The organism is Cellulosimicrobium sp. So1_17 (genome assembly GCF_055181235.1).
In genome coordinates this window covers 1,314,382-1,327,449 of the sequence record NZ_CM143702.1, presented here as the reverse complement: position 1 = coordinate 1,327,449, position 13,068 = coordinate 1,314,382, and the positions used below count along the sequence as shown (strand labels likewise).

Here is a 13,068-nt window from a genome sequence, read left to right as displayed (position 1 = left end):
CGGTGTCGCGTGGGCGTCGAGCACCCGGCGGCACGTCGTGCTCTCCATGAGCCAACGGAGGCGTCATGACCGACGTACCGGCCGCACCCGGACAGGTGCCCGCCGAGGAGACGGACTACCAGCGCGTGCAACGCTCGCCGGAGTTCCAGGACCTGCGCAGACGCTTCCGGAACTTCGTGTTCCCGATGACCGCTCTGTTCCTCGTCTGGTACTTCGTCTACGTGCTGCTCGCGAGCTACGCGCACGACTTCATGAGCATCCGCGTCGCCGGGAACATCACGGTCGGCCTGCTCTTCGGGCTGGGGCAGTTCGTGTCCACCTTCGCGATCACGATGATCTACGCCCGCTGGGCGAACCGACGCTTCGACGCCGCGGCCGACGAGCTGCGCCGCGAGATCGAGGAGGACGAGCTGTGAACCACCACCTCCTGGCCGCCGAGGCCACCGACGTCGGCAACCCCGTCGTCAACGTCGCCATCTTCGCCGTCTTCGTCGCCGTGACGCTCGTGATCGTGCTGCGCGCGTCCCGCCAGAACAAGTCCGCGGCCGACTACTACGCCGGCGGGCGCAACTTCACCGGACCGCAGAACGGCACCGCGATCGCCGGCGACTACCTGTCCGCCGCGAGCTTCCTCGGCATCTGCGGCGCCATCGCGATCAACGGCTACGACGGGTTCCTCTACTCGATCGGCTTCCTCGTCGCGTGGCTCGTCGCGCTGCTGCTCGTCGCCGAGCTCCTGCGCAACACCGGCAAGTTCACGATGGCCGACGTGCTGTCGTTCCGCCTCAAGCAGCGACCGGTCCGCATGGCGGCCGCGATCGCGACGCTCGCCGTCGTGTTCTTCTACCTGCTCGCCCAGATGGCCGGGGCGGGCGGGCTCGTCGCGCTCCTGCTCGGCGTCGACTCGACCGTGGGCCAGAGCGTCGTCGTCGCGGTCGTCGGTGCGCTGATGATCCTCTACGTGCTCGTCGGCGGGATGAAGGGCACCACGTGGGTGCAGATCATCAAGGCGGTGCTGCTCATCGCGGGCGCCGCGGTCATGACGTTCTGGGTGCTCGCCAAGTTCGGGTTCAACCTCTCGGACCTGTTCCAGGGCGCGATCGACATGGCCGGCCCCGGCGGCGAGGCGCTCATCGAGCCGGGCAAGCAGTACGGCGCGAGCGGCACCACGAAGCTCGACTTCCTCTCGCTCGCCCTCGCTCTCGTGCTCGGGACAGCGGGCCTGCCGCACGTCCTCATGCGGTTCTACACGGTGCCGTCCGCCAAGGAGGCGCGCCGGTCCGTCGTGTGGGCGATCTGGCTCATCGGCATCTTCTACCTGTTCACGCTCGTCCTCGGGTACGGCGCGGCCGCGCTCGTCGGGCCGGAGACCATCGCCGCCGCACCGGGAGGTGTGAACTCCGCGGCACCGCTGCTCGCGTTCGCGCTCGGTGGCGAGATCCTGCTCGGGTTCATCTCGGCCGTCGCGTTCGCGACGATCCTCGCGGTCGTCGCGGGCCTGACGATCACGGCCGCGGCGAGCTTCGCGCACGACATCTACGCGAACGTCATCAAGCGGGGCGAGGTCAAGCCCGACGGCGAGGTGCGGGTCGCGCGCATCACGGTCGTCGTCATCGGGATCCTCGCGATCCTCGGTGGCATCTTCGCGCAGGGCCAGAACGTGGCGTTCCTCGTCGCGCTGGCGTTCGCCGTCGCGGCGAGCGCGAACCTCCCGACGATCCTGTACTCGCTGTTCTGGAAGCGGTTCAACACGTCGGGCGCGCTGTGGAGCATGTACGGCGGGCTGATCTCGTGCATCGTCCTCATCGCGCTCTCACCCGTCGTGTCGGGCAAGGTCGACCCGGTGACGGGCGCGAGCCTGTCGATGATCAAGAACACCGACGTCGACTTCGCGATCTTCCCGCTGAGCAACCCGGGCATCGTGTCGATCCCGCTCGCGTTCCTCCTCGGGATCGTCGGGACGTACCTGAGCAAGGAGAAGCCGCACCCGGAGAAGTTCGCCGAGATGGAGGTCCGCTCCCTCACGGGCGCCGGCGCCGAGAAGGCGACGGTCCACTGACCGTCGGGCACCCCGCCTGCCGAACCCCGGGTCGTGCGCCGTTCCAGGTCGTGAGCGGCGCGCAGCCCGGGGTTCGGCGTGCCACGGCGGTGCCGGGGAGCGGATCAGCGGCGCTGACGTGAGGATGGACGCATGACGACCGACATCCCCACGACCGACATCCCCACGACCGCGACGCCGACCACCGGGACCGCTCCGACCGACACCTACGACGTCATCGTGATCGGGGGCGGGCCCGTCGGCGAGAACGTCGCCGACCGCGCCGGCCGCACGGGACTCTCCGTCGCGCTCGTCGAGGCGGAGCTCGTCGGCGGCGAGTGCTCCTACTGGGCGTGCATCCCGTCGAAGACGCTGCTGCGGCCGGGCGCGGTGCGCGCCGAGGCGGCGGGCGTCCCGGGCGTCGCCGCGCCAGGGGACCTCGACGTCGCCGCGGTGCTCGCCTGGCGCGACTCGATGGTGTCGGACTGGGACGACGAGGGCCAGGTCGGCTGGGTCGAGGGTGCCGGCATCTCGCTCGTGCGCGGGCTCGGGCGCGTCGTGGGGGAGCGCCAGGTCGAGGTCGTTGCGGAGGACCGGGACGCCGACGTCGACGACCTTCCTCCGTCCCGCCTCCTCACCGCCCGGTACGCGGTCGTCGCGGCGACGGGCAGCGTGCCCGTCCTGCCGGACGTGCCCGGGCTCGCCGAGGTGAGCCCCTGGACCAGCCGCGAGGTGACTGCCGTCGAGGACGTGCCCGGTTCCGTCGCGATCGTCGGCGGCGGCGTGGTCGCGTGCGAGATGGCCTTCGCGCTCACGGACCTCGGTGCGCGCGTCACCGTGCTCTCGCGTGGCGGGCTGCTCGGGCGGACCGAGCCGTTCGCGGGGGAGGCCGTCGCCGCGTCGCTGCGCGCCGCCGGCGTCGACGTGCGGCTCGGGGTGGGAGCGAGCGCCGTCGAACCCCTGCCCGACGGCGGGGCGCGCCTCGTGCTGGAGGCCACCGGCCCCCAGGGGGGCGAAGGCCCGGACCTGACCCCCGTGGAAGCAGCCCGCGTGCTCGTGGCGACCGGACGCGCGCCGCGCACGCAGGACCTCGGCGTCGACGTGCTCGGCCTGCGGCCGGGGCGGGCGCTCGAGGTCGACGACTCGATGCTCGTCCAGGGCGTCGAGGGCGGCTGGCTGTACGCCGCGGGCGACGTGACCGGTCGGGTCGCGACGACGCACCAGGGGAAGTACCAGGGGCGGGTCGCGGGCGACGTGATCGCCGCGCGCTTCGGCGACGCCGGCACGGCGGACGCCCCGACCTCCGGGGACGCGCCGCCGGTCGCCGGCGACGCACCGGCCCCCTGGTCGCGCTACGCGGCGACCGCGGACCACGTCGCGTCGCCGCAGGTCGTGTTCACGCGGCCCGAGGTGGCCGCCGTCGGGCACACCGAGAGCTCCGCGCGCGACGCCGGCCTCGACGTGCGCGTCGTCCGGTACGACCTCGCGAACGTCGCCGGTGCCTCGGTCCGGGCGACGGACTACGCCGGCACCGCCCAGATCGTCGTCGACACGTCCCGGGACGTGATCGTCGGGGCGACCTTCGTCGGTCCCGACGCCGCCGAGATGCTGCACGCCGCCACGATCGCGGTCGTCGGCGAGGTGCCCCTGGGCCGCCTGTGGCACGCCGTGCCGTCCTACCCGACGGTGAGCGAGGTCTGGCTCCGGTTCCTCGAGGAGTACGGGTTGTGACGCGCCCCTCGGCGCCCCGCTCCCCGCGCCCGCGCCGCGTCACCTAGTCTCGACCCGTGACGACCGAGACCTCCGCCCCCCGCGTCGCCCTCGCGACGTGCTCCGTCCTGCCCGACCTCGACGCCGACGACGCCCCGCTCGTCCGAGCGCTCGGCACCCGAGGCGTCGACGCGGCACCCGCGGTCTGGGACGACCCGGACGTCGACTGGGACGCCTTCGACGCGGTCGTCGTGCGCTCCACCTGGGACTACTCCGCCCGCCGCGACGAGTTCGTCGCCTGGGCCGCGCGCGTCCCGCGCATCCTCAACACCGAGCGCGTGCTGCGCTGGAACACCGACAAGGGCTACCTGCGCGGGCTCGAGGAGGCGGGGGTCCCCGTCATCCCGACGCTCTGGCTCGACCCGGCGCGCAACCTCTCGTCGCGCGCGATCCACACACGGCTCCCCGCCCAGGGCGACTTCGTCATCAAGCCCGTGGTCAGCGCGGGCGCCAAGGACACCGGGCGCTACCAGTCGGGCGAGGCGCACTCGCGCGGCCTCGCCATCCAGCACGCGAAGAACCTCCTCGTCTCCGGGCGCGAGGTCATGGTGCAGCCCTACGTGACGAGCGTCGACACCGCGGGGGAGACCGGCCTGGTCTTCGTCGACGGCGAGCTGTCGCACGCCGTGCGCAAGAACGCGCTCCTCACCGGGCCGCACCGCCCGACGCGCGGGCTGTACCAGCAGGAGGAGATGAGCCCGTTCACCGCGACCGACGAGCAGGTCGCCGTCGCGCAGAACGCCCTCGCAGTCGCCGCGGACGCGGTCGCCGACGGCGACGCGTCGTCCTTCCTCTACGCGCGCGTCGACCTCGTGAACGGCAACGACGGCGGGCCGGTCGTCATCGAGCTCGAGCTCACGGAGCCGTCGCTCTTCATGGCGCTCGCCCCCGGCGCCCTCGACCGCTTCGCCGACGCGATCGCGGCCCGCGTCCGCCGCTGAGCCGATCGCTTCCGAGCTGGAGCCGGCGGGGTCGGGGGCCGACGACGACGGGTCTACCATCCGCGGCCCTCGTCCCTCGGGCCGCTCCCGCCAGACCCGCCACGACCCGTCGTCGTCGGCCCCCGCCCCCACCTCGTCCGTCGTCTCACCGCACGCGCACGACGTCACGACCGTCGCCACTCATCGACCTCGGCGGCCGGGTCTCGTCGGGCTACGGGCGGTCGGGCCGTTCGCTGACACCTCGGTCGGCGTCGCGCGCGTCGGCTGCTCGGCGCGAGGCGACCTCACGAAGGTCGGGGCGGGTGACGTGCGAAGGGCGTCAGAGCCGCGCTCCTAGAACGCGAGCCGACGGACCAGGGTGACGGCGCGGCAGCCCGAGCACGTGACCCGCCCCGGCCGTCGCAGGGCGACCACGAGCGCGTGACCCGCGACCCGGCCGGCCGTCGCAGGGCGACCACGAGCGCGTGACCCGCGACCCGGCCGGCCGTCCCAGGGCGACCACGAGCGCGTGACCCGGCCGGCCGTCCCAGGGCGACCACGAGCGCGTGACCCGAGACCCGGCCGGTCGCCCCGGGGTGAGCCGGGACGACCGGGGACGGGCTCAGGCCAGGTCGTTCTCCGCGAGCCAGTCGGCGGCGATGTCCTCGGTCGAGCGCTGGTCGACGGTCGACTGGACGTTGAGGTCGACGAGTCCATCCGGCGTGAGGGCGGCGCTCACGGGGTTGATGACGTCCGCGATCTCGTCGGCGACGTCCGTGCTCACGAGCGGGACGACGTTCGACGCGAGGAACAGACCCTCCGGGTCGTCGAGGGTGACGAGGCCCTCGGTCTGGATGCGCGGGTCGGCGCTGAAGACGTTGGCGACGTTGACGGTGCCCGCGACGAGGTCCTGGACCGTCGTGTCACCCGTCGCGACGAACGAGACGTCGACGCCGTAGACGTCCTGCAGGCCCGTGGGTCCGTACGGGCGCTGCTCGAGCTCGGCGGGGCCACCGAGGGTGAGGTCGACGTCGAGGGCAGAAAGGTCGGCGAGGCTGCTCACGTCGTACTGCGACGCGAAGTCCTCCGTGACGTTGTACGAGTCCTGGTCGCTGGCCTCGGACTGGTCGAGGACCGTCAGGCCCTCGGGCAGCGCCTCCTGGAGCTCCGCGTAGACGTCCTCGGGCGAGGTCGCCGTCGTCTCCGGGTCGAAGAACTGCAGGAGGTTGCCCGTGTACTCGGGGAACAGCGTGACCTCGCCGTCCTCCAGAGCCGGCATGTACGCGTCGCGCTGGCCGATGCTGAAGTTGCGCTCGACCTCGAAGCCCTCGGCCTCGAGCGCCTGGGCGTAGATCTCGGCGATGATCTCGTTCGAGTAGTAGGCCTGGGAGCCGATGACGATCGTGTCGGAGCCGGCGGAGCCGGCGGAGCCGCCTCCGTCGCCGGTGTCCTCGTCGAGCGGGTCGGAGCTGCTGCAGGCGCCGAGCGCGAGGGCTGCGGTCGCGGCGCCGGCGAGGAGGGCGAGGGTGCGGCGTGAGGTGCGCATGGGTGGAGTCCCTTTCTGAGGTGGGGTCCCGGTGGCGGTCTGGGTTGCGGTGCGATGGAGGGGGCTTGGTGCCCGGTGGGGTCAGCCGGGGTTCGGGGCGGTGGCGGTGCGCCGTCGACGGCGGCCCGGGCTCTCGGTCGCGCGACCGGCGGCCACGCCGCGCGGGACGACGAAGCGCTGAAGGAGCGCGAAGACGGCGTCGAGCACGAGCGCGAGGACGACGACGAGCAGCGCGGCGCCGAGGATCTGCGCGAAGTCGCGGATCTGGATGCCCTGGATGATGTAGAACCCGAGGCCCCAGTTGCCGACGTACCCGGCGAGGGTCACGGTCGCGACGACCTGGAGCGTCGCGGAACGCAGCCCGCCGATGAGCAGGGGCAGGCCGAGGGGCGCCTCCACCTTGTGCAGCACCTGCCAGGGCGTCATGCCCACGGAGCGCGCGCCGTCGACCACGCGGCGCTCGACCGCCTCGACGCCGGCGTACGCGCCCGCGAGGATCGGCGGGACGGCGAGGAGCACGAACGCCGTGATCGAGGCGCCGACCTTGTGCGTGACGCCGAGGACGAGCACCAGCAGCAGCACGAGCCCGAACGACGGCACGGCGCGCGCCGCTCCCGAGAGGGCGACGGCGATCTCCCGCCCCCGACCGGTGTGGCCGATGAGCCAGCCCGCGGGGATGGCGACGACGGCGGCGATCACGACGGAGACGAACGTGAAGGCGAGGTGGGTCCAGATCGCCTCGGAGAGCGGCAGCGCGCCCTCCGCCCGGGCGGGCGAGAAGATCCAGGCGACGGCTTCGGCGAAGAGGTTCATGCGCGCACCGCCCGGGTCCAGGGGAGCACCAGCCGGCCGAGCAGCACGAGCAGCCAGTCCACGAGCAGGGCGATGACGACCACCGCGACCACGCCGGCGAGGATCTCGGCGACGATCTGCCGCTGGTAGCCGTTCGTGAACAGGTAGCCGAGGTTGTCGATCCCGATGAGGATGCCGACCGTGGCGAGGGAGATGGTCGAGACCGCGGTGACACGCAGCCCGGCGAGCACGACGGGTCCCGCGAGGGGGAGGTCGACCTGCCAGAACCGGCGCCAGGGCCCGTACCCGACGGCCACGGCGGCCTGCCGCACGACCGGGTCCACCGAGTCGAGGGCGTCCGCGACGAAGCGCGTCATGATGGCCACCGCGTAGATCGTCAGCGCGACGATCAGGTTGACCTCGGACAGGAAGCTGATGCCGAGGATCGGCGGCAGGAGCGCGAAGAGCGCGAGCGAGGGGATCGTGTAGAGGAGCCCGACGAGCGTGAGCACGAGGCCGCGCGTGAGCCGGAACCGGTAGGCGAACCAGCCGGCGGGGATCGACACGAGGAACCCGAGCAGGATGGGGACGGCGCTCTGGCGCAGGTGCTCGACCGTGAGGCGTCCGATGAGGTCGAGGTTGTCGGCGACCCAGGTCATGCGCCGTCCTCGACGAGGACCCCCTGGGTGCGGCCGTTCGTGTCCACGAGGACCGTGCCGCGCGCGGTGCGCTTCGTGTGCAGGGCACGGGCCCCGCGCTCGACGCCGATGAAGCTCGCGACGAACTCGGTCGCGGGGTTCTCCAGGATCTCGCTCGGCGAGCCGACCTGGGCGATCTTCGCGCTCTTCTCGAGGATGACGACCTGGTCGCCGAGCAGGAACGCCTCGTCGACGTCGTGCGTGACGAACACGATCGTCTTCTGCAGCTCCTGCTGCAGCCGCAGGGTCTCGGTCTGCAGCTCGGCGCGGACGATCGGGTCGACGGCGCCGAAGGGCTCGTCCATGAGGAGGATGTTGGGGTCGGCGGCCAGGGCGCGTGCGACGCCGACGCGTTGCTGCTGCCCGCCCGAGAGCTGGCTCGGGTACCGCTCGGCGAGCGTCCTGTCGAGCCCCACGGTGTCGAGGAGCTCGAGCGCGCGGTCGCGCGCGACCCGCTTCGGGGTCTTCTCGAGCCGCAGGACGGTCGTCACGTTGTCCATGACCGTGTGGTGCGGCAGCAGCCCCCCGTTCTGCAGGACGTAGCCGATGCCGCGGCGCAGCCGGACCGGGTCCTTGTCCGCTATGGGCTCGCCGTCGATCTCGATGACGCCGGCCGTCGGGTCGACCATCCGGTTGATCATGCGCAGCAGCGTGGTCTTGCCGCTGCCCGACGACCCGACGAGCACCGTCGTACGGTGCGGTGGCACGACGAGGCTGAAGTCGTCGACCGCGGCGGTGCCGTCCGGGTAGGTCTTGCTGACCGAGCGGAATTCGATCACGGGGCACTTCCTCCGAGCCTCGGTGGTTCCGGCGTCCCAGCCGATCACAGTCGGCGGGCGTGCGCGAGCCGGTCGCGGGGCGCGGCGCGGATCGTTACCCGACCGTATGACTTTCGGCGGTTCGTCGCGTTCGCACCGGTCCGTCCCGATGGCGTCGTCGAGCCGGTGAGGCCGGCCCGGCGTTGTCGGCCTGGCGTGTCCTGGGCAGAGAGTGCGCGGGCCTGGTGCGTCGTGGCCCGGGTGCCGAGGCATGGAGCCGTGACGGTCCGGAGACGGCAGCAGGGCCCCTCGCGAACGAGGGGCCCTGCGCGCTGGGGTGAGTAACGGGACTTGAACCCGCGACCCCCTGGACCACAACCAGGTGCTCTACCAGCTGAGCTATACCCACCATGTGCGACCCACCCGGAGGGGCGGACCACCGACCGGGGCGTGAGCACCGGCCGTCGAAAAGTGTACTAGGTCCGCGAGGGGGTTCAGGACCGCGTGGCGTCGTCGGTCGTCCCGGGGTCTGTGACGGTGGCCACGGCGGGCTCCTCGGGGATCGGAGCGACGGGTCGGGCGACGGAGGACGCCTTGACCCGCGCGGCGATCTGCCGGGCGGTCGCCGAGTCCGGTCCCGGCTGGGGGACGAAGACGGCCTCGCGGTAGTAGCGGAGCTCGTCGATGCTCTCGAGGATGTCGGCGAGCGCCCGGTGGCCGCCGTTCTTCTCCGGCGACGCGAAGTAGGCCCGCGGGTACCAGCGGCGGGAGAGCTCCTTGACGGAGGACACGTCGATGATCCGGTAGTGCAGGTGGCTCATGAGAGCGGGCATGTCGCGGTCGAGGAACCCCTTGTCGGTGCCCACGGAGTTGCCGGCGAGCGGTGCCTTGCCCGGCTCGGGGACCCAGGTGCGGACGTAGTCGAGGACGAGCTGCTCCGCCTCCGCGAGCGTGAGCCCGGTCTCGAGCTCGTCGAGCAGGCCCGACGTCGTGTGCATCTGACGCACGAAGTCGCCCATCTGCTCGATCGCCTCTGCGGGCGGTCGGACGAGGACGTCCACGCCCTCGCCGAGCACGGTGAGCTCGGAGTCGGTGACCACGGCGGCGACCTCGACGAGGGCGTCCGCGCCCAGGTCGAGTCCGGTCATCTCGCAGTCGATCCAGACGATGCGTTCGTTGGCGTTCACGGGACTCACGCCCGACAGCCTAGTCGCGGGAGACCCGGAGGGAGTCCCGGTGCGCGGTCCGCACCGCGCCCGGGGACGACGAAGGCCCCGGCTGCGCGGACCGTGACGGGTCCGGATGGCCGGGGCCTTCGGGGTGAGCCGCGATCCGTCGAGGAGGGTCCTCGTGCGGTGCGCGGTCGGTACGTGTCACGCGGTGCGCCGCGGCAGGCGGGCCTGCCGGGTGCGTGCCGGGACGCGGGTGGTCGTGCGGCGCAGCTGCTCACGGCGCAGGGTCTGCTCCTGCAGCTGCTCGCGGCGGCTGAGGGCCGCCACGTCGAACGTGATGAGGGGATGCATGGTGCGTGCTCTCGTGACGTCGGAATGCTGGGCCTGGCCGGACCCTCCACCGCCCGGTACGGACCGGACGGACGTCACCGCGGTGTGTGACCACAGAACCACGCGCGGCACGGAGGGCGCACCTGATTTACGCGCAGGGCGTCGACGCCGCGGCGGCCGGGCGACCGTCGGCACGCGCACCGGTCCGACCTGCGAGGACGTGCGGCACTGCGTAGCGTCCGGGGATGAGCGGCGTGGAGGAGCGGGGCGAGGTGGTCGGCGGGAGCGGGAGACCGTCGGAGGGTGCGGGCCGCGAGCGTGCTCCGCAGGGCGAGGAGCGACGGCCGGCGTCCCAGGTGCTGGCCCTCGTGTGGCCCGGGGTCGCGCTCGTCGTGCTCGGTGTGCTCGGGTTCGTCGCGCTGCTGGACGCCGTGCGCGACCGCGACGACCTGTGGCAGCTCGACGATCCCCTCCTCGAGTGGCTGGTCGCGCACCGGACCCCGGCGGTGACGTCGGTGCTCACGGTCGTGACGGACCTCTTCGGGCCGTTCGTGCTGCCTCTCCTGGTCGCCGTCGGCTGCGTGGTGTGGGCGCGACGCTCCGGGACCTGGTGGGAGCCCGGACTGCTCGCGGGCGCGATGGTGCTGGCCACGCTCATGTCGACGGTGCTCAAGGCGTTGATCGCGCGTCCGCGCCCTCCGGGCGAGTCGATGGTCGTCGCGGGGGTCGAGCGGTCCTTCTCCTTCCCCTCGGGTCACACGATCGGTGCGGCGACGCTCGTCCTCGTGGGCGGCTACCTCGTGTGGCACCGGCACCACAGGGGGCGGCTGCTCGCCGGGTGGGCCCTGGCGTCGGTCGTCGTGGTGGGGGCGGTCGCGGGGAGCCGGCTCTACCTCGGGTACCACTTCCTCACCGACGTGCTGGCCGGGATCTCGCTCGCCGTGGCCGTGCTCGGTGTCGTCGTGGTCGTGAGCCGGCTGCACGACGCCTCCGCCGCGCGCGGGAGTGCTCCGGGGACGACGACCGGAGAACGCTAAAGAAGTCTTGCGCAAGGGTTCTTTAGCGTTGTAGCGTCCCTCGTATGAGCCTGAGCCCATCCGCGCCGCAGCCCGGCCGTGAACCCCTCGTCACGTCCGACCCGGAGCGCATGCGTGCCCTTGCGCACCCCCTCCGGCTGCGCATCCTGTCCCTTCTCGACGACGAGGGCGAGGTCACCGCCACGCGGTGTGCCGAGGCGACGGGGGAGTCGGTCGCCAGCTGCTCGTTCCACCTGCGGATGCTCGCCAAGTACGGCTTCGTGGAGGCAGCCGAGCGGCGCGGCAAGGAGAAGCCGTGGCGCGCCGTCGGTCAGGGCCGCCGGACCCGCTTCGACCCGGACGTCCCGGGATCCCTTCCGGCGGCCGGAGCCGTGGCCGCGCTGCTCCTCGACCAGGAGGCCGGCCGTGTGCGCGACTGGCTGGCGCGCGCCGGTTCCGAGGCGCCGGAGTGGCTCCTCGCCTCGACGCTCACCACGGCGTCGTTCTGGGCCACGCGCGACGAGCTCGCCGACCTCGCACGCGAGGTCGAGGCGCTGACCGACCGGTTCGCCGGGCGGTGGGACGACCCGTCGCTGCGGCCTGCCGGGTCGCGGCCGGCGCGCCTGCTCGGCGTCGTCAACGCGGACGTCCCGGTGGGCCGCGACGGCACGCCCCCCGTCGCGGGAGACGCCCGATGAGCGGCGAGGGCGCAGGGGCGCCGTCGGCACCCACCGCCGACGCCGGTCCCGCGCGCACTCCTGGCACGTCCGCCCGGGCCGGCGCCGTCGACGCGCGGACCGCCTTGCGTTCGCGCCCGTTCCGGCTCCTCACCGTCGGCTGGGCGTTCACGAACTTCGCCGACTCGGTCCTCGCGATCATCCTCGCCGTCTGGGTCAAGGACCTCACCGGGTCGAACGGTGCCGCCGGGCTCGTGTTCGCCGCCCTCGGGCTGCCCGCCCTCGTCTCGCCCGTCCTCGGCCAGGTCGCGGACCGCGTGTCGCGGCGGCGGATGCTCGTCGTGTCGTACCTCGTGGGCGCGCTGACGCTCCTGCTGCTCCTCGCGGTGCGCGGGCCGGGCCAGGTGTGGCTCGTCTTCGCCGTCACCGTCGTGTACTCGGGCGTGGGCTTCGCCACGGCCGCGGCGCAGTCGGGGCTGATCCGCGACATGCTGCCCGACGACGCGCTCGCGCCCGCCAACGGCCGGCTCACGACGATCGACCAGGTGTTCCGGCTCCTCATGCCCGTCGTCGGCGCCGGGGCCTACGCGCTCGCAGGTCCGGTCCCGCTCGTCCTCGCCGCGTCGGGGGCGTTCGGGGTGGCCGCGCTCGTCGTCGGGCGGATCACGCTCGTCGAGACGCCGCCGACCGCGGCGGCGGACCGCGAGCCGTTGCTCGCGGAGGCCACCGCGGGCTTCCGGCACCTCGTGCGCACGCCTCCGCTGGGCGCACTGACCGTCGCCCTGGTCGTCGCTTTCGCGGCCGTCGGGCTACTCAACGCGGTGAGCTTCGCGATCATCGAGGACGGGCTCGGTCTCCCGCCCGAGCTCCTGGGACCGATCTCGTCGGTGCAGGCCGTGACGGCGATCGTCGCCGGGCTCACCGCGGCACGGCTCGTCGCCCGCTGGGGTGCGCAGCGGCTCGTGGCGGTCGCGCTCGTCGTGCTGGGCCTCGGCGTCGTCCCGGCGCTCGGGTCGCACCTCGTCGCGATCATGGTCGGCCTCGGCGCCGTCGGGCTGGGCGTGACGTGGGCGATCGTCGGCTTCGTCACGGAGCGGCAGCTGCGCACGCCCGCCGGGCTGCAAGGGCGCGTGTCCGCGGCGACGAACATGCTCCTCAACGTCCCGCAGCTCGCGATGACGGTGCTCGGTGCGGCGCTCGTCGGGATGGTCGACTACCGCGCGATGCTCGTCGTCACGGTCGTCACCATCCTCGCCGCCGCCGTCCTCGCGCTCCGCGGCCGCGCCATCCCGCCGAGGAAGGACCCCGCCTCCGCGAGGTAGTACCCCGGTAGCGCGAGGTAGTACCTCGG

13 protein-coding genes and 1 tRNA gene are annotated in these 13,068 nt (G+C 72.9%); 7 read left to right on the top strand and 7 right to left on the bottom strand.

Annotated elements, in window-relative coordinates:
• Positions 1-65 precede the first annotated feature (65 nt).
• The 4 genes from ACZCLJ_RS05935 to ACZCLJ_RS05920 all read left to right on the top strand — a co-directional run bounded on the left by ACZCLJ_RS05935 (position 66) and on the right by ACZCLJ_RS05920 (position 4,749).
• Positions 66-416 (top strand): DUF485 domain-containing protein, encoded by a 351-nt coding sequence (locus ACZCLJ_RS05935; RefSeq protein WP_251153864.1) that lies wholly within the window; start codon positions 66-68, stop codon positions 414-416.
• Positions 413-2,059: a solute symporter family protein gene (locus ACZCLJ_RS05930; RefSeq protein ID WP_251153865.1), complete on the top strand. Its 1,647-nt coding sequence runs from the start codon at positions 413-415 to the stop codon at positions 2,057-2,059. Before ACZCLJ_RS05935 ends, ACZCLJ_RS05930 begins: the two co-directional genes overlap by 4 nt.
• 132 nt (positions 2,060-2,191) lie before the next feature.
• Positions 2,192-3,769 carry a dihydrolipoyl dehydrogenase family protein gene (locus tag ACZCLJ_RS05925; protein ID WP_463105776.1) on the top strand — a complete coding sequence of 526 codons (1,578 nt, stop codon included), beginning with the start codon at positions 2,192-2,194 and terminating at the stop codon, positions 3,767-3,769.
• 56 nt (positions 3,770-3,825) lie between these two features.
• Positions 3,826-4,749, top strand: coding sequence for an ATP-grasp domain-containing protein (locus tag ACZCLJ_RS05920; RefSeq protein WP_463105775.1), 924 nt, complete (start codon positions 3,826-3,828; stop codon positions 4,747-4,749).
• Between the two features lie 601 nt (positions 4,750-5,350).
• Here ACZCLJ_RS05920 and ACZCLJ_RS05915 read toward each other — a convergent pair.
• The 7 genes from ACZCLJ_RS05915 to ACZCLJ_RS05885 all read right to left on the bottom strand — a co-directional run bounded on the left by ACZCLJ_RS05915 (position 5,351) and on the right by ACZCLJ_RS05885 (position 10,045).
• Positions 5,351-6,274: an ABC transporter substrate-binding protein gene (locus tag ACZCLJ_RS05915; RefSeq protein ID WP_463105774.1), complete on the bottom strand. Its 924-nt coding sequence runs from the start codon at positions 6,272-6,274 to the stop codon at positions 5,351-5,353.
• A gap of 81 nt (positions 6,275-6,355) precedes the next feature.
• Positions 6,356-7,087: an ABC transporter permease gene (locus tag ACZCLJ_RS05910; protein WP_463105773.1), complete on the bottom strand. Its 732-nt coding sequence runs from the start codon at positions 7,085-7,087 to the stop codon at positions 6,356-6,358.
• Positions 7,084-7,725, bottom strand: a complete 642-nt coding sequence (locus tag ACZCLJ_RS05905; protein WP_251153870.1) for an ABC transporter permease — start codon at positions 7,723-7,725, stop codon at positions 7,084-7,086. The genes ACZCLJ_RS05910 and ACZCLJ_RS05905 overlap by 4 nt, the downstream gene beginning before the upstream one ends.
• Positions 7,722-8,543, bottom strand: a complete 822-nt coding sequence (locus ACZCLJ_RS05900) for an ABC transporter ATP-binding protein (protein ID WP_251153871.1) — start codon at positions 8,541-8,543, stop codon at positions 7,722-7,724. Before ACZCLJ_RS05900 ends, ACZCLJ_RS05905 begins: the two co-directional genes overlap by 4 nt.
• Before the next feature lie 312 nt (positions 8,544-8,855).
• Positions 8,856-8,931, bottom strand: a tRNA-His gene (locus tag ACZCLJ_RS05895).
• A gap of 85 nt (positions 8,932-9,016) precedes the next feature.
• A complete protein-coding gene (orn, locus tag ACZCLJ_RS05890; RefSeq protein ID WP_463105772.1) occupies positions 9,017-9,718 on the bottom strand; it encodes an oligoribonuclease in 702 nt (233 codons plus the stop codon).
• Positions 9,719-9,895: 177 nt separating this feature from the next.
• Positions 9,896-10,045, bottom strand: a complete 150-nt coding sequence (locus ACZCLJ_RS05885) for a hypothetical protein (RefSeq protein WP_251153873.1) — start codon at positions 10,043-10,045, stop codon at positions 9,896-9,898.
• 224 nt (positions 10,046-10,269) lie between these two features.
• Between ACZCLJ_RS05885 and ACZCLJ_RS05880 the strand changes: the two genes are divergently transcribed.
• Genes ACZCLJ_RS05880 through ACZCLJ_RS05870 form a run of 3 tightly spaced genes read left to right on the top strand, consistent with a single transcriptional unit; the run spans position 10,270 to position 13,039 of the window.
• Positions 10,270-11,061 (top strand): phosphatase PAP2 family protein, encoded by a 792-nt coding sequence (locus ACZCLJ_RS05880; protein ID WP_463105771.1) that lies wholly within the window; start codon positions 10,270-10,272, stop codon positions 11,059-11,061.
• Positions 11,062-11,105: 44 nt separating this feature from the next.
• Complete coding sequence (locus ACZCLJ_RS05875) at positions 11,106-11,738, top strand: ArsR/SmtB family transcription factor (RefSeq protein ID WP_463105770.1); 633 nt, start codon at positions 11,106-11,108, stop codon at positions 11,736-11,738.
• Positions 11,735-13,039 (top strand): MFS transporter, encoded by a 1,305-nt coding sequence (locus ACZCLJ_RS05870; protein WP_463105769.1) that lies wholly within the window; start codon positions 11,735-11,737, stop codon positions 13,037-13,039. The genes ACZCLJ_RS05875 and ACZCLJ_RS05870 overlap by 4 nt, the downstream gene beginning before the upstream one ends.
• Positions 13,040-13,068 lie beyond the last annotated feature (29 nt).

What these genes read in the sequence shown, in the direction of transcription:
- ACZCLJ_RS05935 (WP_251153864.1), top strand. Translation starts at nt 66, where the DNA reads ATGACCGACGTACCGGCCGCACCCGGACAGGTGCCCGCCGAGGAGACG.
- ACZCLJ_RS05925 (WP_463105776.1), top strand. Translation starts at nt 2,192, where the DNA reads ATGACGACCGACATCCCCACGACCGACATCCCCACGACCGCGACGCCG.
- ACZCLJ_RS05915 (WP_463105774.1), bottom strand. Translation starts at nt 6,274, where the DNA reads ATGCGCACCTCACGCCGCACCCTCGCCCTCCTCGCCGGCGCCGCGACC.
- ACZCLJ_RS05910 (WP_463105773.1), bottom strand. Translation starts at nt 7,087, where the DNA reads ATGAACCTCTTCGCCGAAGCCGTCGCCTGGATCTTCTCGCCCGCCCGG.
- ACZCLJ_RS05905 (WP_251153870.1), bottom strand. Translation starts at nt 7,725, where the DNA reads ATGACCTGGGTCGCCGACAACCTCGACCTCATCGGACGCCTCACGGTC.
- ACZCLJ_RS05885 (WP_251153873.1), bottom strand. Translation starts at nt 10,045, where the DNA reads ATGCATCCCCTCATCACGTTCGACGTGGCGGCCCTCAGCCGCCGCGAG.
- ACZCLJ_RS05880 (WP_463105771.1), top strand. Translation starts at nt 10,270, where the DNA reads ATGAGCGGCGTGGAGGAGCGGGGCGAGGTGGTCGGCGGGAGCGGGAGA.
- ACZCLJ_RS05875 (WP_463105770.1), top strand. Translation starts at nt 11,106, where the DNA reads ATGAGCCTGAGCCCATCCGCGCCGCAGCCCGGCCGTGAACCCCTCGTC.
- ACZCLJ_RS05870 (WP_463105769.1), top strand. Translation starts at nt 11,735, where the DNA reads ATGAGCGGCGAGGGCGCAGGGGCGCCGTCGGCACCCACCGCCGACGCC.